The organism is Gordonia sp. IEGM753 (assembly GCF_050321825.1).
In the GTDB taxonomy this organism is placed as follows: Bacteria; Pseudomonadota; Gammaproteobacteria; order Pseudomonadales; family Pseudomonadaceae; genus Aquipseudomonas.
Genome location: NZ_JBNQGB010000006.1, coordinates 322041 through 344932, shown reverse-complemented (window position 1 = coordinate 344932; position 22892 = coordinate 322041). Strand labels below are relative to the sequence as shown.

16 protein-coding genes are annotated in these 22892 nt (G+C 59.4%); 14 read left to right on the top strand and 2 right to left on the bottom strand.

Translation table 11 applies throughout. From position 1 onward, the window contains the following. Nucleotides 1-4: 4 nt before the first annotated feature. Entirely contained in the window at nucleotides 5-1951 is a 1947-nt protein-coding gene (lapD, locus tag ACQR3R_RS25530; protein ID WP_428276641.1) for a cyclic di-GMP receptor LapD, read from the top strand. Between the two features lie 32 nt (nucleotides 1952-1983). Here lapD and ACQR3R_RS25525 read toward each other — a convergent pair whose 3' ends face one another. Continuing rightward, nucleotides 1984-2322, bottom strand: coding sequence for a hypothetical protein (locus ACQR3R_RS25525; RefSeq protein WP_428276639.1), 339 nt, complete (start codon nucleotides 2320-2322; stop codon nucleotides 1984-1986). A 16-nt stretch (nucleotides 2323-2338) separates the two neighbouring features. Between ACQR3R_RS25525 and ACQR3R_RS25520 the strand changes: the two genes are divergently transcribed. The 10 genes from ACQR3R_RS25520 to ACQR3R_RS25475 all read left to right on the top strand — a co-directional run bounded on the left by ACQR3R_RS25520 (nucleotide 2339) and on the right by ACQR3R_RS25475 (nucleotide 17650). Then, a complete protein-coding gene (locus tag ACQR3R_RS25520; protein WP_428276637.1) occupies nucleotides 2339-2713 on the top strand; it encodes a hypothetical protein in 375 nt (124 codons plus the stop codon). A gap of 112 nt (nucleotides 2714-2825) precedes the next feature. Beyond that, nucleotides 2826-3986: a cellulose biosynthesis protein BcsQ gene (gene bcsQ / locus ACQR3R_RS25515; protein WP_428276635.1), complete on the top strand. Its 1161-nt coding sequence runs from the start codon at nucleotides 2826-2828 to the stop codon at nucleotides 3984-3986. Then, nucleotides 3983-6205, top strand: a complete 2223-nt coding sequence (gene bcsA, locus ACQR3R_RS25510) for a UDP-forming cellulose synthase catalytic subunit (RefSeq protein ID WP_428276633.1) — start codon at nucleotides 3983-3985, stop codon at nucleotides 6203-6205. Before bcsQ ends, bcsA begins: the two co-directional genes overlap by 4 nt. Beyond that, the gene (bcsB, locus tag ACQR3R_RS25505; RefSeq protein ID WP_428276631.1) at nucleotides 6205-8481 is read left to right on the top strand and encodes a cellulose biosynthesis cyclic di-GMP-binding regulatory protein BcsB; all 2277 of its coding nucleotides are present in this window, start codon (nucleotides 6205-6207) and stop codon (nucleotides 8479-8481) included. The genes bcsA and bcsB overlap by 1 nt, the downstream gene beginning before the upstream one ends. A 16-nt stretch (nucleotides 8482-8497) precedes the next feature. Next, nucleotides 8498-9736, top strand: a complete 1239-nt coding sequence (gene bcsZ, locus ACQR3R_RS25500) for a cellulose synthase complex periplasmic endoglucanase BcsZ (RefSeq protein ID WP_428276629.1) — start codon at nucleotides 8498-8500, stop codon at nucleotides 9734-9736. Beyond that, the gene (locus tag ACQR3R_RS25495) at nucleotides 9712-13722 is read left to right on the top strand and encodes a cellulose synthase subunit BcsC-related outer membrane protein (protein ID WP_428276627.1); all 4011 of its coding nucleotides are present in this window, start codon (nucleotides 9712-9714) and stop codon (nucleotides 13720-13722) included. The genes bcsZ and ACQR3R_RS25495 overlap by 25 nt, the downstream gene beginning before the upstream one ends. Nucleotides 13723-13740: 18 nt before the next feature. Beyond that, nucleotides 13741-14400 carry an SGNH/GDSL hydrolase family protein gene (locus tag ACQR3R_RS25490; RefSeq protein ID WP_428276625.1) on the top strand — a complete coding sequence of 220 codons (660 nt, stop codon included), beginning with the start codon at nucleotides 13741-13743 and terminating at the stop codon, nucleotides 14398-14400. Then, a complete protein-coding gene (locus ACQR3R_RS25485) occupies nucleotides 14397-15065 on the top strand; it encodes an alginate O-acetyltransferase AlgF (protein ID WP_428276623.1) in 669 nt (222 codons plus the stop codon). The genes ACQR3R_RS25490 and ACQR3R_RS25485 overlap by 4 nt, the downstream gene beginning before the upstream one ends. Nucleotides 15066-15083: 18 nt before the next feature. Next, nucleotides 15084-16499 carry an MBOAT family O-acyltransferase gene (locus tag ACQR3R_RS25480; protein ID WP_428276621.1) on the top strand — a complete coding sequence of 472 codons (1416 nt, stop codon included), beginning with the start codon at nucleotides 15084-15086 and terminating at the stop codon, nucleotides 16497-16499. Between the two features lie 11 nt (nucleotides 16500-16510). Further along, nucleotides 16511-17650: an alginate O-acetyltransferase AlgX-related protein gene (locus tag ACQR3R_RS25475; protein ID WP_428276619.1), complete on the top strand. Its 1140-nt coding sequence runs from the start codon at nucleotides 16511-16513 to the stop codon at nucleotides 17648-17650. 242 nt (nucleotides 17651-17892) lie between these two features. Here ACQR3R_RS25475 and ACQR3R_RS25470 read toward each other — a convergent pair whose 3' ends face one another. Further along, nucleotides 17893-18843 (bottom strand): RHS repeat-associated core domain-containing protein, encoded by a 951-nt coding sequence (locus tag ACQR3R_RS25470; RefSeq protein WP_428276657.1) that lies wholly within the window; start codon nucleotides 18841-18843, stop codon nucleotides 17893-17895. Between the two features lie 217 nt (nucleotides 18844-19060). On the opposite strand from ACQR3R_RS25470, the gene ACQR3R_RS25465 reads away from it, so the two are divergent. The 3 genes from ACQR3R_RS25465 to ACQR3R_RS25455 all read left to right on the top strand — a co-directional run bounded on the left by ACQR3R_RS25465 (nucleotide 19061) and on the right by ACQR3R_RS25455 (nucleotide 22749). Beyond that, nucleotides 19061-19981, top strand: coding sequence for a LysR substrate-binding domain-containing protein (locus ACQR3R_RS25465; RefSeq protein WP_428276617.1), 921 nt, complete (start codon nucleotides 19061-19063; stop codon nucleotides 19979-19981). A 138-nt stretch (nucleotides 19982-20119) separates the two neighbouring features. Continuing rightward, nucleotides 20120-21658, top strand: a complete 1539-nt coding sequence (locus tag ACQR3R_RS25460; protein ID WP_428276615.1) for an MFS transporter — start codon at nucleotides 20120-20122, stop codon at nucleotides 21656-21658. Nucleotides 21659-21684: 26 nt separating this feature from the next. Next, nucleotides 21685-22749, top strand: coding sequence for an HlyD family secretion protein (locus tag ACQR3R_RS25455; RefSeq protein ID WP_428276613.1), 1065 nt, complete (start codon nucleotides 21685-21687; stop codon nucleotides 22747-22749). Nucleotides 22750-22892: the final 143 nt, after the last annotated feature.

Here is a 22892-nt window from a genome sequence, read left to right as displayed (position 1 = left end):
CCAGATGTCATTGTTCAAACAACTGTTGATCGCTATCTGTCTGTTTCTGGTCGTCGCCTTCACCGGCAGCTTCATGGTCAGCCTTGAGAGCTCGCGTGCCCAGTACGTCAATCAGTTGCGCTCGCATGCTCAGGACGCGGCGACGGCGCTGGCGCTGTCCTTGACCCCCAACATCGATGACCCGGCAATGGTCGAGTTGTTGGTCAGTTCGATCTTCGACAGTGGCTACTATGCGACGATTCGCGTGGTCGATCTGTCGAACGACAAAGTCATTGCCGAGCGCAGTGGCATTCCGGCGGTGAGCAATGTTCCGGATTGGTTCGTCAAACTGATCGGCCTGGAACCCGCCGGTGGCGATGCAATCGTCAGTCGTGGCTGGGAGCAAGCGGCGCGGGTCGAAGTGGTCAGCCATCCGATGTTCGCGCTGGCCAAGCTTTGGCAAAGTGCGTTGGGCAGTTTGAGCTGGCTGTTGATCTGCGGTGCGGTCAGTGCAGCGCTCGGCGCGTTGTTGCTGCGCCGTCAATTGAAGCCACTGGATTACATGGTCCAGCAGTCCCACGCCATCGCTCGTCGCGAATTTCTCAGCCTGCCGGATCTGCCACGCACACCCGAACTGCGGCGAGTGGTGCAGGCCATGAATCAGATGGTCGAGAAGCTCAAGGCGTTGTTTCAGGAGCAAGCCGAGCGCAGTGAAAAACTGCGGGCCGAGTCCTATCAGGACAGCCTGACCGGCCTTGCCAACCGCCGCTATTTCGAGATGCAATTGAATGCCCGGGTGAGTGATCCGGAGCAGGCAAGTTCGGGTTACCTGCTGCTGTTACGGGTCAGGGATCTGGCCGGTATGAACCAGCGCATGGGCGGTCAGCACACCGACGAATTACTTAAGGCAGTGGCCGGGCAACTCCTGCGCGAATGCGCTCGGTACCCGGAAACACTGAACCTCGTCACGCGGATTCGCGGCGGCGAATTTGCCGTGCTGGCGCCAGGAATGATGCGCGAGGAAGCGCTGCAATTGGCGCAAAACCTCGACAGTGCATTGGCAAGTTTGCATGCAACCGGTGCGACAGACGTGGCGTCGGTGGCCTCTATCGGGCTGGCGCCATTTGTTCACGGCGATTCACCGCAAGCGGTCCTGGGGTTGGCGGATCAGGCATTGGCGCAAGCCGAAGGGCAAGGTGACTCGAGTTGGGTGTGCCTGGATCGCGCGGCGTTGGCCAGCGTAGCTGATGACCATCACGCTTGGCACGACTTGCTGGACAAGGCATTGACCCAGCGGCGGTTCGAGTTGTTTTTCCAGCCAGTGGTTGCCAGCCAGGACACGCAGTTGGTGCTGCATTACAAAGTGCTGTCGCGGTTAATCGACAATCAGGGGCAAGTCATTCCCGCGGGTCGTTTCTTGCCATGGCTTGAGCGTTTTGGCTGGAGCGCACGGCTCGACTGCCTGATGCTGCAATTGGTGGTGGAGCAAATGGCAGGGCACGAAGAGTCGCTGGCGTTAAATCTGTCTTCGGCAACGCTTGGCGACGCGCAAGTGCTGGGCAAGGTGTTCGACATTTTGCGTGCGCACTCCAATCTGGGGCCGCGTCTGACCCTCGAAATCGGCGAGGAGCAATTGCCCGAACAGGTGCAACTGGAAGCCCTGACCCAACGGTTGCGCGAGCTCGGTTTTTCCTTGAGCCTGCAGCATTTCGGTGGGCGCTTCAGCATGATCGGCAACTTGGCGCGTCTCGGTCTGGCCTATCTGAAAATCGATGGCAGCTACATCCGCGCCATAGACCTGGAGAGTGACAAGCGTTTGTTCATCGAGGCCATTCAGCGCGCGGCGCACAGCATCGACCTGCCGCTGATCGCCGAACTGGTCGAAACCGATGGGGAGTTGTCAGTGATTCGCGAAATGGGAATTTACGGTGTGCAAGGGCGTTTGGTGGGCGAGCCAAAGCCCTGGAAATAAGCCCTGCGTGCTGTGCGCAAGCGGCCGTTGAGTCAGATCAGCCCGTTCTCGTCGTCATCGACTAAATGGCTCAACCCACCCAACGCCTCACGCGCCTGGGACCGATCCATAAGCTTGGCCTGTGCAGCGGCCGGCAGGTCGGTGACACGAATCACGCCTTTGCTGGTCAGCACCTGTATCAAGTCATCGAGTACCCGGATCATTTCCAGGTCGCTTTGCTTGAGTTGTTTCAGGCTGTTGGCCATGACCTCACTGGCCATCCAGGCTTGCAGGTCGGGGTGATCGGCGGCGAGTGTCTCGCTGGCGTCGTCATAACTCGACTCTTCCACTCTCACAATCTGGCCTTGCGCATCGCGTTGCACGTAGAACATCGATCATCCCTCGTCAATGAAGTGGCGTCATGCTGTCAGCAGCATAGCCAACGTCGCGCCCGTTGAGGGCACGTATTACCTATCCCGCCCCTCTAAAAGCCCGGTTTTTGACCGTTCATCGGTAATTCTGGTCGCGGTTTTTGCAGCATGGATAAACAAAGCGTTGATTTATAAAAACTTATACAAAATTCTGCGGGTTGTCACACTTATAGCGATAGTTCATATGGTCCGCTATTTGCTTCGACAATTCGCGATATTCAATGGCGTCAACCTTCAAACACGCGGCTTTCAGAGGACTGAAAAGCGTGTGTTGATGGCCGCATTTGAGCTTGAAAAGCGATTTTGTCGTCAAAATTATGGCGATCAAAACAGTTTTTTTAATCGCGAATGAATATTAAGATGACACCGTTCAAAATATTGACGATATAGATTTTGACCGCTCGTTTCAACGGATTGTCTTGAGCAACGTGCTTACACCCAGTCAGCTTTCGGGGCAATCCAACATGCATCGTACCGACGACATATCGAACCTGTTCAACAGGTTTGGAGCAAGTGCGGACAGCTATCTAGAGTTCGATAGCCACTTCGACTACAAGGAAAAGCCATTGGCTTTGTTGTCCGCAGTCGCCGATGAGCCAATCGCGCAGCCTGTGGTTGAAGCCGTCGTTGAAGAGCCTTTGGAGGCCGAGCCGCTCAAACTGGCGGTAGTAGTCAAGTCTTTGACTCCCGCGACTGCTGCTGCGTCTGGCGATCTACCGAATACTCCGGCACCGCTTGGGCGTCTATTGGCCGAGGTCGCATTGGCGCGCCAGGCTGAAGCGCGTGCGCGCAATGACGAAGCGCTGCGTCAGGCGCTGCCCCAGGGCCGTCCCGCCAAGTGCAAGGCCCACGTTATCGCGCTGGTTTCAAACAAGGGCGGTGTGGGGAAAACCACGATAAGCGCGGCCATGGCCAGCACGCTGCACCTGCCCGGTGGGCGGACTGTAGCCATTGATCTCGATCCGCAAAACGCGCTGCAGTATCACCTCGGCGTTGAACCCGATGTGGCCGGTATGGGCGGTGCCAGCCTGTCCGGTAAAAACTGGAGCGATGTGTTGCTGGCGTGCGGCGCCCGCTCATTGCTGCTGCCTTACGGTGCGCTGAAGGGTTCAGAGCGTCGTACGCTGGAGCAGTACCTGGTCAACGATCGTCACTGGTTGGCCCGCCAACTGGCGCGCATGACGCTCGAAGAAAACGACGTGATCATTCTTGATACCCCGCCGGGTCAAAACGTTTATCTGGAGCAGGCGCTGCAGGTGGCCGACCAGATCGTTGTGGTGACGACCGCCGACGCGGCCAGTTTCCTGACCCTGGACTCGATGGAACAATCGCTCGCAGCGCCTGACGCACGAACCCAGTTTTCGACGTTCAGCTACGTCATCAACCAATTCGATGCTGGCCGTGAATTTTCCCGCGACATGCTCGAAGTGCTTAAACGACGTCTTGGCGGGCAACTGCTGGGTGTCATCTCGCTGGATCATGCCCTCGGCGAATCACTGGCTTACGGCCGCAATCCGCTCGGCGCCGCCGACTTATCTCCCGCGTGTGACGACTTGATGCTGCTCAGCGAGCAACTCAAGACCCGTCTCGAAACCGCCGGTACTGCAGACATTTACGCCTCGTGATTACTACTTCAGACGAACCCATTACCGCACCCACCCGTTCGCAACGCTGGGCTCAGGCCTTGTCCGATAAGCTTGATCGGTGGCCGCTGGCTGCACGGCGTGCGCTGACCGTCAGCATGGCCGTGCTGTGGGCGCTGGTGGCGCTGTTCATTGTCACAGTGCCATTCGACTTGTACGCGCAGTGCGGCTTTGCGCTTGGCTGCTTCATTGTTGCCATGGTGCTGCGCAAGATTCCGGGCCGCTTGACCGTACTGATGCTGATCGGCCTGTCGCTGACCGCTTCATTGCGTTACCTGTACTGGCGGCTGACTTCTACCCTTGGTTTTGAAGGTTGGGTGGACATGCTGTTCGGTTACGGCCTGGTCATGGCCGAGCTGTACGCGATGATCGTGTTGGTGTTTGGTTACCTGCAAACCGCGTGGCCGCTGCGCCGCAAACCGGTGCTGATGAGTGGCCCGCCCAGCGAGTGGCCGACGGTCGACGTGTTTATTCCGTCGTACAACGAAACCCTCGACATCGTGAAGGTCACCATCTTCGCGGCCCAGGCCATCGACTGGCCACGGGACAAGTTGCGCGTGCACGTGCTGGATGACGGTCGCCGGGATGACTTTCGCGTGTTCTGTGATCAGATCGGCGTGAACTACATCGTTCGCGACAATAATCGTCATGCCAAGGCCGGCAATCTCAACGAGGCCCTGAAGGTCACCAGTGGCGAATTTGTCGCGATTTTCGACGCTGACCACGTACCGACGCGTTCTTTCCTGCAAGTCAGTGTGGGCTGGTTCCTCAAGGATCCCAAGCTTGCGATGTTGCAGACGCCGCACTTCTTTTTCTCGCCCGACCCGTTTGAAAAGAACCTCAACACCTTCCGTACCGTACCCAACGAAGGCGAGTTGTTCTACGGCCTGGTGCAGGATGGCAATGACCTGTGGAACGCGACGTTTTTCTGTGGCTCCTGCGCGGTCATTCGCCGTGAACCGTTGCTGGAGATCGGTGGCGTAGCGGTTGAAACCGTGACGGAAGACGCCCACACCGCGCTCAAACTCAACCGGGCCGGCTACAACACCGCGTACCTGGCGATCCCTCAGGCGGCGGGTCTTGCGACCGAAAGTCTGTCGCGGCATATCAGCCAGCGGATTCGGTGGGCGCGGGGCATGGCGCAGATTTTCCGAACCGATAACCCGCTATTGGGCAAAGGCCTGAACCTGGGGCAGCGCTTGTGTTACGTCAACGCAATGCTGCACTTTTTCTACGGCTTGCCGCGCCTGGCATTCCTCACCGCGCCGCTCGCTTTTCTGTTTTTCGATGCGCAAATTTTCCACGCATCCGCGTTGATGATTACTGCCTATGTATTGCCGCACATCCTGCATGCCAGCCTGACCAACTCCACTATTCAGGGGCGCTTTCGCCACTCGTTCTGGAACGAGGTCTACGAGACGGTGCTGGCCTGGTACATCATGGGCCCGGTGCTGATGGCGCTGGTCAACCCCAAGTTCGGTGGCTTCAACGTGACCGACAAGGGCGGGATCATCGACAAGAAATTCTTCGAGTGGAAACTCGCGCGTCCCTACATCGTGTTGCTGACGTTGAACGTCGCCGGCCTGATTTTTGGTGTGGTGAAGTTGATCCACGGCGAAGACGGCGCAACCACCACGATCCTGATCAACCTGGCATGGACCGTTTACAACATCATCATCACCAGTGCCTCGGTGGCGGTTGCCAGCGAAACCCGGCAGGTGCGTTCCGAGCCACGTGTCGCCGCCGCGTTGCCGATGCGCATGACCCGCGCGGACGGCACTACGGTTGAAGGCGTGACGGTGGACTTTTCGCAAAAAGGCCTGGGTTTCCGCTTGCCCGAAGGCGTCAGCGTTCCCAAAGGCGAACGTATACAGATTTCGCTGTTCCGCAATCAACAGCTCAGCGTGTTCCCGGCAATCATCGTGTTCAGTCGCGGCGAATTGATGGGCGCGCAGTTCGATCAGCTGACACTGCGTCAGCAAAGTGAACTGGTGCGCCTGACCTTCTCGCGCGCCGACACCTGGGCATCGACCTGGGGCCACGGTCAGGTCGATACACCGTTGGTTGCGTTGCGAGACGTCGCCGGTATCGGCATGCGCGGCATCTACGAACTGTTCAAGGCAACGCTAAAGGAACTGCGGATTTTACTCCGTCGCCCTCGCTCGTCTTCACCCACCTTAGAAAACGTATTGGACAAGTGATGAACTCGAAGTCTTTCGCTTTCGGCAACCTGCGCGACACGCGCCGTGCGCTGGCAGGTATGTCGTGCGCTTTGCTGGCACTGGGCAGCAGCGCCACGGTGTTTGCCGAATCCGCGCCGGCCGCCAACGCCACCGCAGATGCCAACAGCTATAGCCTGACCCTCAAGCAGTTGGGCCGTCACTATCCGATGTCCCTGCGCGGCGTGGAGTCCACCGACAGCGTTAACTTCGATGTGCGGGCCGATTCGATCGTGACCGGTGCGCACCTGACGTTGCAGTACACCTACTCGCCTGCATTGTTGGCGGACCTTTCGCAGATCAACGTGATGGTCAACGATGAAGTGGCTGCCAGTTTGCCGTTGCCCAAGGAAAACGCCGGGGTCATGCAAAAGCAGGTGGTGCAAATCCCGGCGCACCTGATCACCGAGTTCAACCGCTTGAGCCTGCAGTTTGTCGGCCACTACACCATGGGTTGCGAAGACCCGCAGCACTCAAGCCTGTGGGCGAAAATCAGCAACACCAGCCAACTCGATATTCAAGTGACGCCGCTGACCTTGCCCAATGATCTGTCGCTGATGCCGCTGCCGTTCTTTGATCGTCGCGATGCCCGGATCTTGAACCTGCCATTCGTGTTTGCCACTGCACCCGATAACACCACGCTGGAAGCCGCGGGCGCACTGTCGTCGTGGTTCGGTGCCCAGGCCAGTTATCGCGGTGCGACGTTCGCTTCACGCTTCAATCAGATTCCAGCCACGGGGAACGCCGTGGTATTGCTCAGCGGTCCTGACGCCTTGCAGGTTGGCGGGCTGAGCCTGCCGGCCGCTAAAGGCCCGACGTTGACCGTGATGACCAACCCGAATGACATCAACGGCAAATTGCTGGTGATCACCGGTCGCGACGGTGCAGAGCTCAAGCGTGCCGCGACGGCATTGGTGTTGGGCAGCCAGGCGTTGTCCGGCAGCAGCGTGGTGATTGACCGTCTCGACGTAGCGCAACCTCGCAAGCCATACGATGCACCGAACTGGTTGCCGAGCGATCGCCCGGTCAAGCTTGGTGAGTTGCTGGCGGCCAAACTATTCAATGTCTCGGGCTACAACCCGGGCGACATCACGGTGCCGCTGAACTTCCCGCCGGACCTGTTTACCTGGCGTGATGAAGGCGCTCCCCTGACCATCAAGTACCGCTACACGCCGCAAGAGAAATCGACCAATTCGTCGTTTATCGTCAGCTTCAACGATGCGCTGATCAAGTCACAGAACCTGCCGTCCGAAGACAAACTCGACAGCGGTGTGCTCAATGCGTTGAAAGCAGGCGATGGCAATCTGGCGCGTGAAGTCAGCGTGCGCCTGCCGCTTAACTCGGTGGCCCTGCAATCGCGACTGCAACTGCGCTACATGTTCGATTACATCAAGCAGGGCGAGTGCGGTGACATCATCATCGACAACATGCGCGGCAGCATTGACCCGCAATCGACACTGGACCTGAGCGGCTACGACCATTTCATGGCGATGCCCAACTTGGGAGTTTTCAAGGACGCCGGGTTCCCGTTCACCCGGTTGGCGGACTTGTCACAGACTGCAGTCGTGCTGCCGGACAATGCCGGCACTGCAGACCTCGACGCCTACTTGACCGTGCTCGGTCGCTTCGGCCAATCCACCGGTTACCCGGCCACCGGTGTGGTGGTCACCCAGGCCGCACAGGTGGCGAGCGCCGCCGACAAAGATTTGCTGGTGCTGGCCTCCGGTGCCAACCAACCCTTGCTCAAACAATGGGCAGATCGCCTGCCGGCATCCGATCTCAATGGCCAGCAAAGTTTCCATCTGTCTGACCTGCCGATGCGTGTGCGTGACTGGTTCAGCCCGGACCCGGAAGCCAATCAGCGCAAGGCACGGCTGGCGATGGCTTTTTCGGGTGGCGAGCGTAGCACTTACCTGACCGGTTTTGAGTCGCCGCTAAAAAGCGGTCGCAGTGTCGTTGTCATTGCCAGCGCGCAGCCGGAAGGCCTGGCTGAGGCGACCAATGCGTTGATCGGCGGTGAAGATTACACCCAGTCGATTCAGGGCAGCCTGGTGGTGGTTCGTGGCAAGACCATCGAACCATTGGTCGCGGACCAGCAGTATTACGTGGGGGAACTTGGGCCGTTCAAATACATGCAATGGCTGCTGTCGCGTCACGTGGGTTGGACGCTGGTACTGACCGGTCTGGGCATCGTCTTGCTCAGTGGCCTGGCGTACCTGTCGTTGCGCGCCCGTGCCAAACGACGCCTTGACGTGTAATGGACAAACATCGCCCATGAGCCTCGCTGATTTCTTCACCATTGGGCCGCGCCGACGTGCCGGGTTTTTCGGTTTGTCGGCGCTGCTGCTGACCTGGCTGATGCCCCCTGCCGCGCACGCTGAAAGCTGTGAGGTCGCAACGTGGCCGCTGTGGCAAACGTTCGTCGAGCACTTTGTGCAGCCCGACGGGCGCGTGCTGGATGCGAGCACGCCGCAACGTCACAGTTCTTCGGAAGGGCAGTCGTACGCGATGTTTTTTGCGCTGGTGGCCAACGACCGCGCAACGTTCGACAAGCTCTGGCGCTGGAGCCAGGACAACCTGGCCCAGGGCGATATCAAATCGAATCTGCCGGGTTGGTTCTGGGGGCTGGATGAGCAGGGCAAGTGGCGCCTGCTGGACAGCAATTCGGCGTCCGACGCCGATCTGTGGTTTGCCTATGCGTTGCTCGAAGCCGGCCGTCTCTGGCAGCGCGATGACTACACGCTGCAGGCGCGACAGTTGCTGCACAACGTGGCCACCCAGGAGGTCGAGAATCTACCGGGTCTGGGCAAGATGTTAATGCCCGGCAAAGTTGGTTTTATCAAGCCAAGCCTGGATAAACCCGAGCTGTGGCAACTCAACCCGAGCTACCTGCCGATCCCGGTCCTGCGCCGTTTGGCCGCGGTTGATCACAAAGGGCCGTGGGCGCAAATCGCCACCAATACGCAAACATTGATCAAGGCTGTCAGCTACAAAGGCTTCGTCGCTGACTGGGTCAGTTATCGCAGCACCGGGCCAGGCAAAGGCGAGTTCATTGTCGACCCGGTCAAGGGTGAACTGGGCAGTTATGACGCGATCCGCACGTACCTGTGGGCCGGTTTGATGCCGGCTCAAGACCCTTTGCGCAAACCATTGCTGGACAGCCTCGGCGGCATGCTCAAAGTCACTGCCGCCGACGGTGTGCCGCCGGAAAAGGTCCAGGTCACAAGCGGCCAGTACAGCGGCGTTGGACCGTTCGGATTTTCGGCTGCGCTGCTGCCTTATTTCAAGGCACTTGGCGATGCGTCGCTGCAACAACAGCAAGCGTTGCGCGTGCAGCAACTGATGGCTCAAAGCTTGACGCCAGATGCGGTCCAGGCTGCGCAGCCGCCCTATTACTTTTTTGTACTGAGCCTGTTTTCGCTGGGCTACATGGACAACCGCTACCACTTCCTTGATCACGGGAAGTTGCAACCGATGTGGGAGAAGAAATGCCAGCGCGCCGTCACGCCATAGCCTTCGGGGTACTTGCAGCCCTGATTCATAGCAGCAGCTTTGCCGCACTCAATGATGCGGGCAAGGCGTTGCTGCAACAGGGGCATTATTGGCAGGCTCAGGATGACCAGGCCCGGGCGACCGAGGTCTGGAAAAAACTGTTGCTGATAGACCCGCAGCAAGCCGATGCGCTGTACGGCCTGGGTATGCTGGAGCTCAAGGCAAAGCGTATCGATGGCGCTAATAACTACCTGGGCAAGCTCCAGCAAGCGCATCCGCAAGCGCCGCAGACTTTATTGCTGGAGCAGGCCATCAACCTGCAAAGTGGCAATGCACTTGATCAGCTGGAGCAAGCACGATTGCTCTCGACGGCGGGCGACCTGGATAAGTCGATTCCGATTTACCGGGAGATATTCGCCGGTAAACCGCCGCAAGGGGATTTGGGTCTCGAATTCTATAACTACCTCGGTTATGCGACCGGTGGCTGGAGTGAATCGCGTCAGGGTCTTGAGCGTTTGCTGCAACAGAATCCGGACGATGCCAAGGTCCAACTGGTGTTGGCCAAACTGTTGCTGCGCAATGAAGCCACGCGTACCGAAGGCATTCGCCGCTTGAGCCAGTTGTCGACGTTGCCCGAGTTGGGCGGCGAGGCCACCGAGGGTTGGCGTGAAGGTCTGGTGTGGCTGGGTTCGCCGCGTCCGGGTGAGGTTGCGCTGTTCGAGCAATACCTGAAGGCCAATCCTGACGACGCCGAAATTCGCACGCAAATGAACAGCCGTGGCACCGCCGCCGTGGCCTCGCAGCAGAGCCCGTACCTGGTGCGTGGATTCAAGGCATTGCAAGACAACCAATTGGGCAGTGCCGAACAAGCCTTTCTTGCGCGCCTCAAAGAGCAGGCGCAAGACACCGATGCCTTGGGCGGACTCGGCGTGGTGCGACAGCGGCAGGGGCGCTTCAGCGATGCCAATGAATTGCTCACCCGCGCTGTCGGGCGCGGTGGCAATCCTCGCTGGCAAGCGGCGCTGGACAGCAATCGCTACTGGAACCTGCTGGCCCAGGCCGACACTGCCAAAACCAACCGCGACCTGCAGAAAGCTCGCAGCCTGTTACAGCAAGCCGTCGCCAGTAAACCGCGTCAGGTGGAAGGCTATGTTGCCCTCGGTGGCGTGCAGGCCGAGCAGAATCAGTTGGACAATGCCGAAGCGAGCTATCGCCAGGCCTTGACCCTGGACAACGACAACCCGGGCGCCATGCTCGGGCTGATTACCGTGTTGGCGCAAAACGGCAAGGCCAGTCAGGCGCTGAAAATGGTTGAGGCCCTGAGCCCCGCCCAGCAGCAACGACTAGGCGATTTGCGGCCCTTGCGTGCAGCCGTGGCGGTCGGCCAGGCCAAAAATGCCGAGCGCGACGGTGACTTGGGCGCCGCGATTGCCGCGCAGCAAGACGCTGTTCGCAACGATCCGCAAAGCGTATGGACCCGCTACGATCTGGCGCGTTTTTACCTGCAAGCCAAGTCCCCGGACAAGGCTCGGCAAACCATGAGCGAGCTGCTCAAGGGCGATCCGAAAAATATCGAAGCGCTGTACGCCAGTGCCTTGCTGTCGAGCCAATTGGGTGACTGGTCGGCGGCGCACAGTACGCTTGAGCGAATCGAGGTGAGCCAGCGCAGCACGCAGGTGCAGCAACTGGCCAACGAGGTTCAGGTGCAGTCGCTGGCAAGCCAGGCTTCAACGCTGGCCCAGCAAGGCAACCGCACTCAGGCCGTTACCTTGCTGCGCCGAGCCGAACTGGCCGCTGACGGCAAACCGCAATCGTTGGGCATGCTGGCGCAGGCTTACGTCGATGCCGGCGATACCGAACACGCACTGTCGATGCTGCGCAATGCCATTGCACAAAGCAGTTCACCGTCACCTGCGCTGCGCCTGGCTTATGCCGGTGTGCTGCTCAAGAGCGGTGACGATGTGCAGGTCAATCAGATCCTGCACGAGCTGCAAGCCCAGCCGTTGCCGCCGGCAGAACAACGCACTTATGACGAAGTGTTGTACCTGTACACCGTACGCCAGGCTGATTTGCTGCGCGAGAAAGGTGACCTCGTCGCGGCCTACGACACCCTCGCGCCAGCCCTTGCCCAACGCCCGAACGATCCGCTGGCGGTCAGTGCCCTGGCACGCATGTACCTGGCCAACGGCAACGCGAAAAAAGCCATCGAGCTGTATCAGCCATTGCTCGACAAAACACCAAATGACCCGCAACTGCAGATGGGCATGGCGCAGGCCTTGAGTAAATCCGGTGATTATCGTGGCGCCGAAAAGGCCACCGAAAAAGCCCTTGAGCTGGCGCCGAACGACGCGCAAATTCTTGCCAGCGCCGCCAGTGTTTACCGTGCTCAAGGCAAGAATGCCAAGGCTGGCGAACTCTACGCGCGGGCACTGGCATTGCAGGCGCCGCCCAAAGAGGACGCTAACCCGTTCGCCGGCACCGTGGCCGCCAACCCTTTTGTCGGCAAGACCGGCCAACGCAGCCAATCGCGGTTGTCCCAGGCCACGCTTTCGCAGATACCGGAGCCGGCCCAGGTGCAGGTTGCCACTGCAGACGCCGAACCGGCTCCCCGTTTACTCGCGGCGAACACACTGGCATCGGACGATAACGTCGCTGCCTACGCTTCGCAGCCTGGCGGTGGGCGTCTGGACGATAACCGGCGTTTGGCCCTTGGCAAACCGGTCGACCCGCAAGTAGAAGCGCGCAAGTCGATGCAAAATGCGCTGGATCAGATTGACCAGGAGCGCAGTCCGCGCGTCACGCAAGGCGTCACCATTCGCAGCAATGACAGCGAGTCGGGCCTGAGCAAAATCACCGATGTCGAGACGCCGTTGGAAATCAGTTTGCCGGTGGGCGATGACCGCATCGCGCTGCGCGTAACCCCGGTGTCGTTGAATGCCGGTGGTTTGAGTGATTCGGCGAAGTCACGTTTCGGTGGTTTCAGCGACCAGCAAATGACTGACTTGCAGGCTCAACTGGCGAACAACACCAACCCGGCCGACACCGATTACCTGACCCGCGTGATCGGCGGCCCGGTCGGGCGTCAGAAAGACTCCGGTGTCGGTTTGGCCGTCGCCTATGAAAACCCGTCGCTGGGCCTGAAAACCGATCTGGGCACCAGTCCGATGGGCTTTCTCTACAGCACCGTAGTGGGCGGTATCAGCATTGACCGTTCGTTTACCGAGGGCAGCAATTTCCACTACGGGATAAGCCTTGCGCGGCGTCCGGTGACGGACAGCCTGATGTCTTTTGCCGGCGCCCGCGATGCGCGCAGCGGTCTGGAGTGGGGCGGTGTCACCAGCAATGGCGGCCGCTTGCAGTTGAGCTATGACAACGGCGATTACGGTGTTTACGGCTACGGCGGCTTGCAGAAACTGGTGGGCAACAACGTTGAATCCAACAACCGCGCCGAAGGCGGTACCGGGGTTTACTGGTATCTGCTGAACGACGATAGCCGCCAGCTGACGGCCGGGCTGAGCCTGACCGGCATCAGTTACGACAAGAATCAGGGCAACTTCACTTACGGCAACGGCGGCTATTTCAGTCCGCAAAACTTCTTTTCCATTGGCGTTCCGATCAGTTGGTCGCAACGCACCGATCGCTTGAGTTACTCGCTCAGGGGCTCGGTCGGCCTGCAACACATCGAACAGGACTCGGCGCCTTACTTCCCTAACGACAGCGAGATGCAAAGCGCGCTCGCCCAGGTTTCGCAGCAGTACGCCGCGTCCGGTATCACCGTGCCAACCCGCTATTCCGGCCAGAACAAGACAGGCATCGGCTACAACCTGAACGCCGCAGCCGAATACCGTTTTGGCGACAATTTTTTCCTGGGCGGCAACTTCGGCCTGGACAACGCCCAAGACTACAAGCAATGGACCGGTGGTTTGTACCTGCGGTACATGTTCGAGGATTTCACCGGTCGCATGGCAATGCCGGTCAGTCCTTATCGTTCCCCTTACTCGAATTAAGCAGCAGGAGTTTTCATCGTGGCAGTATCAATTCTGGCAGGCATGACTATTTTGATGATCGGCGACAGCCATTTGGCGACGCCTGATTATTTGATTTCCACGCTGCACGACAGCCTGGTGGCTCAGGGCGCAACCGTGCACACCCTGGGTATTTGTGGCGCCAACGCCGGTGATTGGCTAAAAGCTACGCCGGGAACCTGTGGTGGCGCCGAGCGCCGTGGCACCGAGAAAGCCGTGGTGCTGGGCGGTAAGGCCGCGACGTTGCCGATCAGCCAGTTGCTGGCCACCGACAAGCCCGACCTGGTGCTGATCGTGATGGGCGACACCATGGCCAGTTACACCAAGCCTGCGTTCCCGAAAGCCTGGTTGTGGCAGCAGACCACCGCCCTGACCAAGGAAATCTCCGCCAACGGTACACGTTGCGCCTGGGTTGGCCCGAACTGGGGCACAGAAGGTGGCAAGTACGGCAAGACCTTCGCCCGGGTCGAAATGACCTCCAAATTTCTCGCGGCCAACGTCGCGCCGTGCAGCTATATCGACTCGCTGCAGTTCTCCAAACCGGGCCAGTGGGCCACGGTTGATGGTCAGCATTTGACGGCACCGGGTTACAAAACCTGGAGCGAAGACATCAGCAAGGCACTGCTGGAAGCACCGGCCGTCAAGGAAGCAAAAAAATGATCAAGCTGTTCGCCGCATTCGCAGCGTTACCTGTGTTGTCGATCAGTGCGTTGGCCAGCGCGGAGGTTGCGCTGTACCCAACCGGTCCGGCTGAAGACTCGGCGTTCATTCGCTTCGTCAACGCCGGCACCGCGCCGTTGGACGTCATCGCGCAGGCTGGCCAACCGCCGCTGCGCCTTGAGGTGTCGGCGCCGGTGTCGCTGTTTTTCCCGGTGCAGGCCAGCAGTCCGATCAAGGGCAGCTTGGTGAGCGGTGCGCAAAAACTGGCCATGGACCTGAAAGTCGAGCCGGGTGAGTTTGCGACCGTGATTGCGGTGCCGGACGGCGCAGGCATCAAGCACGTCGCGGTGCGTGAGCAGCCGGACGATTTTAATGGCCTGAAGGCGTCGTTGGCGTTCTTCAACGTCGACGCTGCGTGCGCCGACGCCAGCCTGCGTCCTGCCGGGCGTACCGCCGACCTGTTCAAAGCGGTACCGGTGAACAGCCTGCAACGGCGTTCGATCAACCCGGTCAGCCTGTCGGTGCAACTGGTGTGCGCCAACGCCAATGTCGGGTCACCGCTGGACCTTGGCGAACTCAAAGCAGGCGAGCGTTACAGCGTGCTGCTGGTGCCTTCGGCAAACGGGCCGCGTCTTTTGAACGCCACGGACACGTTGTCCCACTGATCGGATTCTGCCGCTGCCATGGTCTTCGCCTCACTCGAGTTCCTGACGCTTTTCCTGCCTGCGTTTTTGCTGATATACGCCTTGGGCAAACCGGCCTGGCGTAACGTCATCCTGCTGATCGGCAGTTGGCTGTTTTATGGCTGGCTGAGTCCGCTGTTTCTGACCCTGCACGTGGTGTTGACCATCGTCGCCTGGGTCGGTGGCTTGCTGGTGGACCGCTTTCGTGAGGATTCGAGGGGAAGGGTACGGCTGCTGATCGCGTTGATCGTGTTCAACACCGCCGTATTGTGCTGGTACAAATATGCCAACATTCTGGCCGGAACCTGGAGTGAGCTGATCACCTATTACGGTGCGATGCCGCTTGAGTGGCAGCGAGTGGCGCTGCCGGCCGGGTTGTCGTTCATCGTGTTGCAGGCGATTTCCTACCTGGTGGACGTTCACCGCCATACGGTGCCGGTGGAGCGCAGCTTCATCAATTACGCGACCTATATTTCGATGTTCGGCCACTCGATTGCCGGGCCGATCATCCGTTATGACTGGGTGCGACGCGAGCTGACGCAGCGCTATTTCGGCTGGCAGAATTTTTCGTTGGGTGCTCGCCGATTCATGATCGGCATGTGCATGAAAGTGCTGGTGGCCGACACACTGTCGCCGCTGGTGGACGTTGCGTTCCATCTGCCAAATCCATCCTTTGTCGACGCTTGGATAGGCTGCCTGGCTTACTCGCTGCAGTTGTTTTTTGACTTCGCCGGGTACAGCGCCATGGCCATCGGGCTGGGCCTGATGCTGGGTTTTCACTTCCCGGAAAACTTCAATCGACCTTATCTGGCCAGCAGCATCCAGGACTTCTGGCGGCGCTGGCACTTGTCGCTGTCGAGCTGGCTGCGCGACTACCTGTACATCGCCCTCGGCGGTAACCGCAAAGGCGCATGGAAAACCTATCGCAACCTATTCCTGACCATGGCCATTGCCGGTCTGTGGCATGGCGGCGACAGCTGGAATTACCTGCTGTGGGGTTCGGCGCACGGCATCGCTTTGTGTGTTGACCGATTGTGGTCGCGCTCAAGCCTGCCGAGCATTCCCCCGCTGCTGTCGCATACCTTGACGCTTTTGTTCGTGTGCCTGGCGTGGACCTTGTTCCGCGCGCCGGATTTTCATTCGGCGCTGACGATGTACGCCGGCCAATTCGGCCTGCACGGTTTTGCCCTGGGCGATGCGCTGGCGGTGACGTTGCGTCCGGTACACGGTCTGGCGGCAATGCTCGGTGTGGCGTGTATTGTCGCGCCGTTGTTGCACACGCGTTATGAACGGCGATTCGGCGGCAATGCGCTGTATGCACCGCTTGCGGCCCTGTGGCCGGTGGCGGGTTTTCTGCTCTCGTTCGCGTTGATCGCGAGCCGTGAAGCGGTGCCCTTCCTGTACTTCCAGTTCTGATGACCACGCCCATGTCTTCTACCCCTGTACCGGTACCACCGAGTGAACTCAATGCCCGCATCAGCAAGGTGGCGGGTGTTGTATTCGTCGCGTTCCTGGCCGTTGGTTTCGTCTCGTGCGGTTGGCTGCTGCTCAGCGGCAAGGTCGAAATGCTGCCCGCCAAATTGACCGTCGACGCGGCGCTGCACGGCGAGGTGACGCACAAGATTGCCAAGCAATTATCGAAGGCGACGGTGCCCGAGCAAGCGGCGGACCTGGAACGCGGCGCCAGTTGGCTGGCGCTGCATGACACCGGCCCTCGTGTACGTCCCGGCTGCACTGGCTGGCTGTTCCTGACCGATGAGATGCGCATCAATCGTCAAGCTCAGGTCAATGCTGATACCAAGGCTCAAGCCGTTCGCGACACTCAGCAACGTCTGGCCAAGCGTGGAATAAAATTGCTGGTGGTGGTGGTGCCAGACAAGAGCCGCATCGCCAGCGCGCAACTGTGCGACTTGCGTCGTCCGCTGCAACTGCAAGATCGCGTCGTCGATTGGGTCTCTGGGTTGAACAAAGCAGGCATTGCCGCTGTGGACCTCACGCCGAGCCTGCAACCGCTGGGCGCCGAGGCGTACCTGCGCACCGACACGCACTGGAGCGAAATCGGCTCTGGGGCGGCGGCGAAAGCGGTGGCCACACAGGTGCAAGCGATGGGCATCAGCGCCACGCCACACAAGGATTTTGCAGCGACGGTGCAAGCGCCGGCGCGGCGTCCGGGTGACCTGGTAAGACTGGCTGGCCTTGAATGGCTGCCAGTAACGTTGCAACCTGCCCCGGAAACCGTGGCGGCCACGCAGATCAGCGAGAAGGTTGCCGAGGCGGCAAACGGCGGCGATAACCTCGACGACCTGTTCGGTGATGACAACTTGCCGAACGTCGCGCTGATTGGCACGTCGTTCTCACGCAACTCCAATTTTGCCGGTTTCCTGCAACAGTCGCTGGGCGCACCGATCGGTAATTTCGCCAAGGACGGTGGTGAGTTCTCTGGCGGCGCCAATGCTTATTTCAACAACCCGGCCTTCAAGCAAACGCCGCCAAAATTGATTATCTGGGAAATCCCAGAGCGCGATTTGCAGACGCCTTACAGTGACGTGATTGATTGGGGGAAGTGAGTGTCGGGAAGTGAATGGTTCCCACGCTGGAGCGGGAACAAGGAAGATTTCATTGCTAATGCTGACCCCGTCGCGAGCAGACTCGCTTCCACTCTCGACCGGCGTACACAGGGCCAAAGTGCGAGCGAGCCTGCTCGCGATGGCGTACAAAAGGGCAGCACAATTCAAATGCCATATCATTACTTATACGGGTGACGTGAAGCGGTGGGGCATGCGGCGGTGCCCCAGCCTGAGAGAGGTTATTATTCACGACGTGCAAATCTTAACCTGGTTGCCAAGTCGTCAAAGTTTGCAGCGCCGTTGCCGCCGCCACTGTTATTGCGTGATCGAGGTGGAGTCGAGTCTCTGGAAGGCGGAGGCGATGGACTAGGGCTTCTGGCAGGTCTAGCTTGCTGCAGGGGTATTCGATGCTCCATAGGAGGTGGGTTTAGTCGGTCGTATTGCCCTCCGGAACGAGACATTCTGTTCACCACAAAACTCTGACCCCGCTGTGATTCGGCGAAAGTGTCAGTATTAGACAGCCGCATCGCTTCTCCATAAGTCGGTGGAGATTCATATCCTCGCGACAGCTCAGAGTTGTGTGTGTTTTGTCTACCTCCACCGGCACTTGAAACTTTGGGAATCGAACGGTTGGGTCGGCTGGTCATTCCAACCACTGCTGAGTATCCAGAGTGGTGTCTAGATGTGGTAGGACCTATATCGCTTCTCGCTGGAGAACCACCCGGCATCGCATTTGAAGTGCCAATTCGATACAGCGCCTCGCCAAGCCCACCTGATCTCGCAAGAGGTGTGACGGCGGTGATCCTTTGATTTGCAGCTTGGCCTAGCATGCTCATTGCGCCGCTCAGGTCCATATTGTTCATATTCACGGGCCTGCTCGTACCCGGCCCCAACCTTTTGAAGAAGTTGAAAAAATGCCCTGTCGGGTCCGATCGATTCACCGGATCCCCGGCGCAATACATATACGCATTTAACCCGCCCCGTCCAAACGGACTCCAAGTATCCGGGCTATGAAAACGCATCAAACGAGGGTTATAGGCGCGATAACCATTGCCCAGTAAATACCAGCCAATTTTCGCCTCGCGTATTTGTCCGTTGAAGCCTAAGTGCGTCACAGCGCTGTGTTGCGCGGATTGCTCACCGTATGCGCAATAGGCAATTGAGGTGCACGCGTCCTCAGCGACTTCAGCCATGACCGAGTTTTTGTTGTCGGTCGCCAACAACACAGTGCGCGTGAGCGCTGGGCCAGCGAGGGTTGTCATGGAAGTAAATTCCTCAAGCGATGGGTTGATCACACGCTACGCCCCAAACTCGACCCTTAGAACTATCAGAACTGTTAGTGCCGCCCCCTAAACGAGACACTGCTAAGATTGCGTCTGGATCAACCCTGATCAGCCACGAGTGCTCGCCATGCAACTCCCGGACATGAACCTGCTGGTTGCCCTCGACGCCCTGCTCGACGAGGGCAGCGTGGTGGGCGCCGCGCGGCGGATGAACCTCAGCCCGGCGGCCATGAGCCGCACGCTGACGCGAATTCGTGAGGCCATCGGCGATCCGATTCTGGTGCGTGCCGGGCGTGGGCTGGTGCCCACGCCCAAGGCGCTGGCCTTGCGTGAGCAGGTGCGGGATGTGGTGGAGCAAGCCGCGCTGTTGTTTCGTTCCGCCGATCAGGTGGAGTTGGGCACGTTGCGTCGTCGCTTCAGCATCCGCGCCAACGACTTTTTCGTCGGTGTCTACGGCGGCAAGCTGTTCGATACCCTCGATCGTCAGGCGCCGCACTGTGAACTGCGGTTCGTGCCAGAAGGCGATGGTGACGACGAGGCGCTCCGTGAAGGCCGGATCGATCTGAACATCAGCAATACCCGCCCACAAACGCCTGAAGTGAAGGTGCAAAACCTGTTTTCAACGCATTTTGTTGGGCTGGTCCGCGAAGACCATCCGCTGTTTGACGAAGAGATTACAGCGGAACGTTTCGCCGGTTTTTCTCACATCAGCATGTCCCGGCGCGGCATTGCTCGTGGCCCGATAGACGCTGCGCTCAATGCGTTAGGGCTGGAGCGGCGGGTGGCGGTGATTGCACCGAGTTTTCATGCCGCGATGTTTGCGTTGCCCGATTCCAACTTGATCCTGCCGGTGCCCAAGGAGGCGATACTCAGCGTTCGACGCCTGGGCCTGAAGCTGCGCTCGTTTACGCTGCCGATTCCATTGCCGACACTGATGCTGACTCAAGCGTGGCACCCACGATACGACAAAGACCCGGCTCACCGCTGGTTGCGTGAAACCCTCAAGACCTGCTGCGACGAAACGTGGCTGGCAGCGCAACCTGCTTAACGCCCTACAATCTGCATGCGCTTACCCAAACTCCTATTGCTGCGTCTAGCGCACTTATAACCTGTCGATAAGTCAGTTTTCGTCAGCTACCGCGCTTCATAAAATGCTCCGGTATTTAAATCCCGGAGCGTGCAGTACATGACTTCCCTTTCGGTCACGGCGCCCATCGCCGCGGCCAGTCCGGCGCCTGCGGTGACGCCACCGGTATTCGGCCCACGGATTATCATCGGCCTGGTGGGCGTGTTGCTGGCAGTGCTGGTATCGGGCCTCAACGAGATGGTCACCAAAGTTGCCTTGGCCGATATTCGCGGCGCGTTGGCCATCGGCTACGACGAAGGCACTTGGCTGGTCGCCAGTTACACGGCGACTTCGGTGGCGGCCATGGCATTTGCGCCGTGGTGTTCGGTGACGTTTTCACTCCGACGCTTCACCCTTTGCGCCATCAGCCTGTTCACGTTGCTGGGCGTGCTTTGCCCATTCGCCCCGAGCTACGAAAGCCTGTTGCTCATGCGTACCTTGCAAGGGCTGGCGGGCGGCGCGTTGCCGCCGATGTTGATGACGGTGGCGCTGCGTTTCTTGCCGGCCAACGTCAAGCTCTATGGCCTGGCAGGTTACGCCCTGACGGCAACCTTCGGCCCGGGCCTGGGCACGCCGTTGGCGGGCCTTTGGACCGAGTACGTCGGCTGGCAATGGACCTTCTGGCAAATCATTGTGCCGTGCCTGATCGCCATGGCCGCAGTGGCCTATGGATTGCCTCAGGACCCGTTGCGTCTGGAGCGGTTCAAGCAGTTCAACTGGCGGGGTCTGCTGTTGGGTTTTCCGGCGATCTGCATGCTGGTGATCGGCATCCTGCAGGGCAATCGCCTGAACTGGTTCGAGTCGAGCCTGATCTGCGGATTGCTCGGCGGCGGACTTCTGTTGCTGGTGTTGTTCCTGATCAATGAATGGTCGCAACCGATTCCGTTTTTCAAGATGCAGATGCTCGGTATCCGCAATCTGTCGTTCGCCTTGTTGACCCTTGCGGGCGTGCTGGTGGTGCTGTTGGCGGTGATCATTATTCCTTCCAGTTACCTGGCGCAAGTCCAGGGTTATCGGCCGATTCAGAGTGCGCCGATCATGCTGCTGGCGGCGTTGCCACAGTTGATTGCGCTGCCGTTGGTGGCGGCGCTGTGCAACGTTCGTTGGGTCGATTGCCGGTGGGTGCTGGGCATCGGCCTGAGCATGCTGGCGATGTCCTGCATCGGTGGTTCGTTGCTGACGTCGCAGTGGATACGTGACGACTTTTATGCCCTGCAACTGCTGCAGATTTTCGGACAACCGATGGCGGTACTGCCACTGCTGATGCTTTCCACTGGCAGCATCAGTCCGATGGAAGGGCCGTTCGCCTCGGCCTGGTTCAACACCGTCAAAGGGCTGTCGGCGGTGATTGCCACTGGCGTCATCGAGGCGCTGACCACTGCAAGGCTGCATTTCCATTCGACGATGTTGGTTGATCGCCTCGGCAATTCACCGTGGGTTGACGGGGACAGCGCAGGCCTGGCGCACAGGCTGCACGAACAAGCGGTGGTGCTGACGTCATCCGATCTTTATGTGTGCATGGCTGGCGTCGCTCTGGCGCTGATCCTGTTGATTTTCTGGCTGCCGACGCGGATCTATCCACCGCGCGCGCCGACTTGAATGCTTCATTGATACAGAAGGCTTTTATGACGACTCAAGCAAAGCAAAAAATGGCTGTCGGTGTCGCCGCCGTGGTGGCGCTCGGTGTGCTGGTGTACCTGCTGGCACCCGGTGTATTCGGCAAGCGCACGCAACAGAACACCAACGATGCGTTCGTCTCGGCGGATTTCACCTTGGTGGTGCCGCGAGTTGCCGGGTTCATCAAGGAAGTGCTGGTGGACGACAACCAGCAGGTCAAGGCCGGACAACTGTTGGCGTTGATCGATGATCGGGATTTACGCGCCGCGGCTCAGGCAGCCGATGCCGAAACGCTGGTGGCCAGGGCCCAACTGCAAAACGCGAAATCCACGCTTGAGCGTCAAAGTTCGATGATTGCTCAGGCTCAGGCCTCGGTAGTGTCGGCCAAGGCTGAGATGACCTTCGCCGAACGTGAATTGAATCGCTACGACCACCTCGCAGGTGTCGGTGCCGGTACCGTGCAAAACGCTCAACAAGCGCGTACGCGCATCGATCAGGCCGCCGCCAAATTGGCCAACGCGACGGCGGTGCTGGCGGCTGAACGCAAGCAGGTGGAGATTCTGGCCGCGCAACGTGATGCGGCAGACGGTGGGCTGAAAAGGGCGCAGGCAGCGCTGGAGATTGCCAGCTACGAGTTGTCGTACACACGCATCGTTGCGCCCCAGGACGGCATGGTCGGTGAGCGCGCGGTGCGCGTCGGTGCCTACGTCACGCCGGGCAGCAAGATACTGGCGGTCGTGCCGTTGGCACAGGCTTATGTGGTCGCCAATTTTCTGGAAACCCAACTGACCGACGTGCAACCCGGGCAGAGCGTGCAAGTGCATGTCGACAGCCTCGGCGGTGAAGCATTGCAGGGGCGCGTGGAGAGCATCGCACCCGCCACGGGTGTGACGTTTGCCTCGATAAAACCCGACAACGCGACCGGTAACTTCACCAAAGTTGTGCAGCGGATTCCAGTGAAGATCGTGCTCGATCCAGGCCAGGCGTCGGCTGAGCGTCTGCGTGTGGGAATGTCGGTGGAGGCGCGTATTGATACGGCGAGTGCCGGCAAGCCTGAGGTAGTGCAACGATGAATGTTTTCGGTAACTGCCGAACTCTGTGGCGAGGTAGCTTGCTACCGCTGGCCTGCAAAGCAGACTCCAAAACCACGAACGCTGCGCACTCGAACGGGAGCAAGCTCCCTCGCCACTCCTTCGGTGTTAATAGTCTCGCACTT

What these genes read in the sequence shown, in the direction of transcription:
- bcsZ (WP_428276629.1), top strand. Translation starts at nt 8,498, where the DNA reads ATGAGCCTCGCTGATTTCTTCACCATTGGGCCGCGCCGACGTGCCGGG.
- ACQR3R_RS25460 (WP_428276615.1), top strand. Translation starts at nt 20,120, where the DNA reads ATGACTTCCCTTTCGGTCACGGCGCCCATCGCCGCGGCCAGTCCGGCG.
- ACQR3R_RS25475 (WP_428276619.1), top strand. Translation starts at nt 16,511, where the DNA reads ATGTCTTCTACCCCTGTACCGGTACCACCGAGTGAACTCAATGCCCGC.
- ACQR3R_RS25470 (WP_428276657.1), bottom strand. Translation starts at nt 18,843, where the DNA reads ATGGCTGAAGTCGCTGAGGACGCGTGCACCTCAATTGCCTATTGCGCA.
- ACQR3R_RS25495 (WP_428276627.1), top strand. Translation starts at nt 9,712, where the DNA reads ATGCCAGCGCGCCGTCACGCCATAGCCTTCGGGGTACTTGCAGCCCTG.
- bcsQ (WP_428276635.1), top strand. Translation starts at nt 2,826, where the DNA reads ATGCATCGTACCGACGACATATCGAACCTGTTCAACAGGTTTGGAGCA.
- lapD (WP_428276641.1), top strand. Translation starts at nt 5, where the DNA reads ATGTCATTGTTCAAACAACTGTTGATCGCTATCTGTCTGTTTCTGGTC.
- ACQR3R_RS25465 (WP_428276617.1), top strand. Translation starts at nt 19,061, where the DNA reads ATGCAACTCCCGGACATGAACCTGCTGGTTGCCCTCGACGCCCTGCTC.
- ACQR3R_RS25485 (WP_428276623.1), top strand. Translation starts at nt 14,397, where the DNA reads ATGATCAAGCTGTTCGCCGCATTCGCAGCGTTACCTGTGTTGTCGATC.
- ACQR3R_RS25455 (WP_428276613.1), top strand. Translation starts at nt 21,685, where the DNA reads ATGACGACTCAAGCAAAGCAAAAAATGGCTGTCGGTGTCGCCGCCGTG.
- ACQR3R_RS25525 (WP_428276639.1), bottom strand. Translation starts at nt 2,322, where the DNA reads ATGTTCTACGTGCAACGCGATGCGCAAGGCCAGATTGTGAGAGTGGAA.
- ACQR3R_RS25520 (WP_428276637.1), top strand. Translation starts at nt 2,339, where the DNA reads ATGAAGTGGCGTCATGCTGTCAGCAGCATAGCCAACGTCGCGCCCGTT.
- ACQR3R_RS25480 (WP_428276621.1), top strand. Translation starts at nt 15,084, where the DNA reads ATGGTCTTCGCCTCACTCGAGTTCCTGACGCTTTTCCTGCCTGCGTTT.
- bcsB (WP_428276631.1), top strand. Translation starts at nt 6,205, where the DNA reads ATGAACTCGAAGTCTTTCGCTTTCGGCAACCTGCGCGACACGCGCCGT.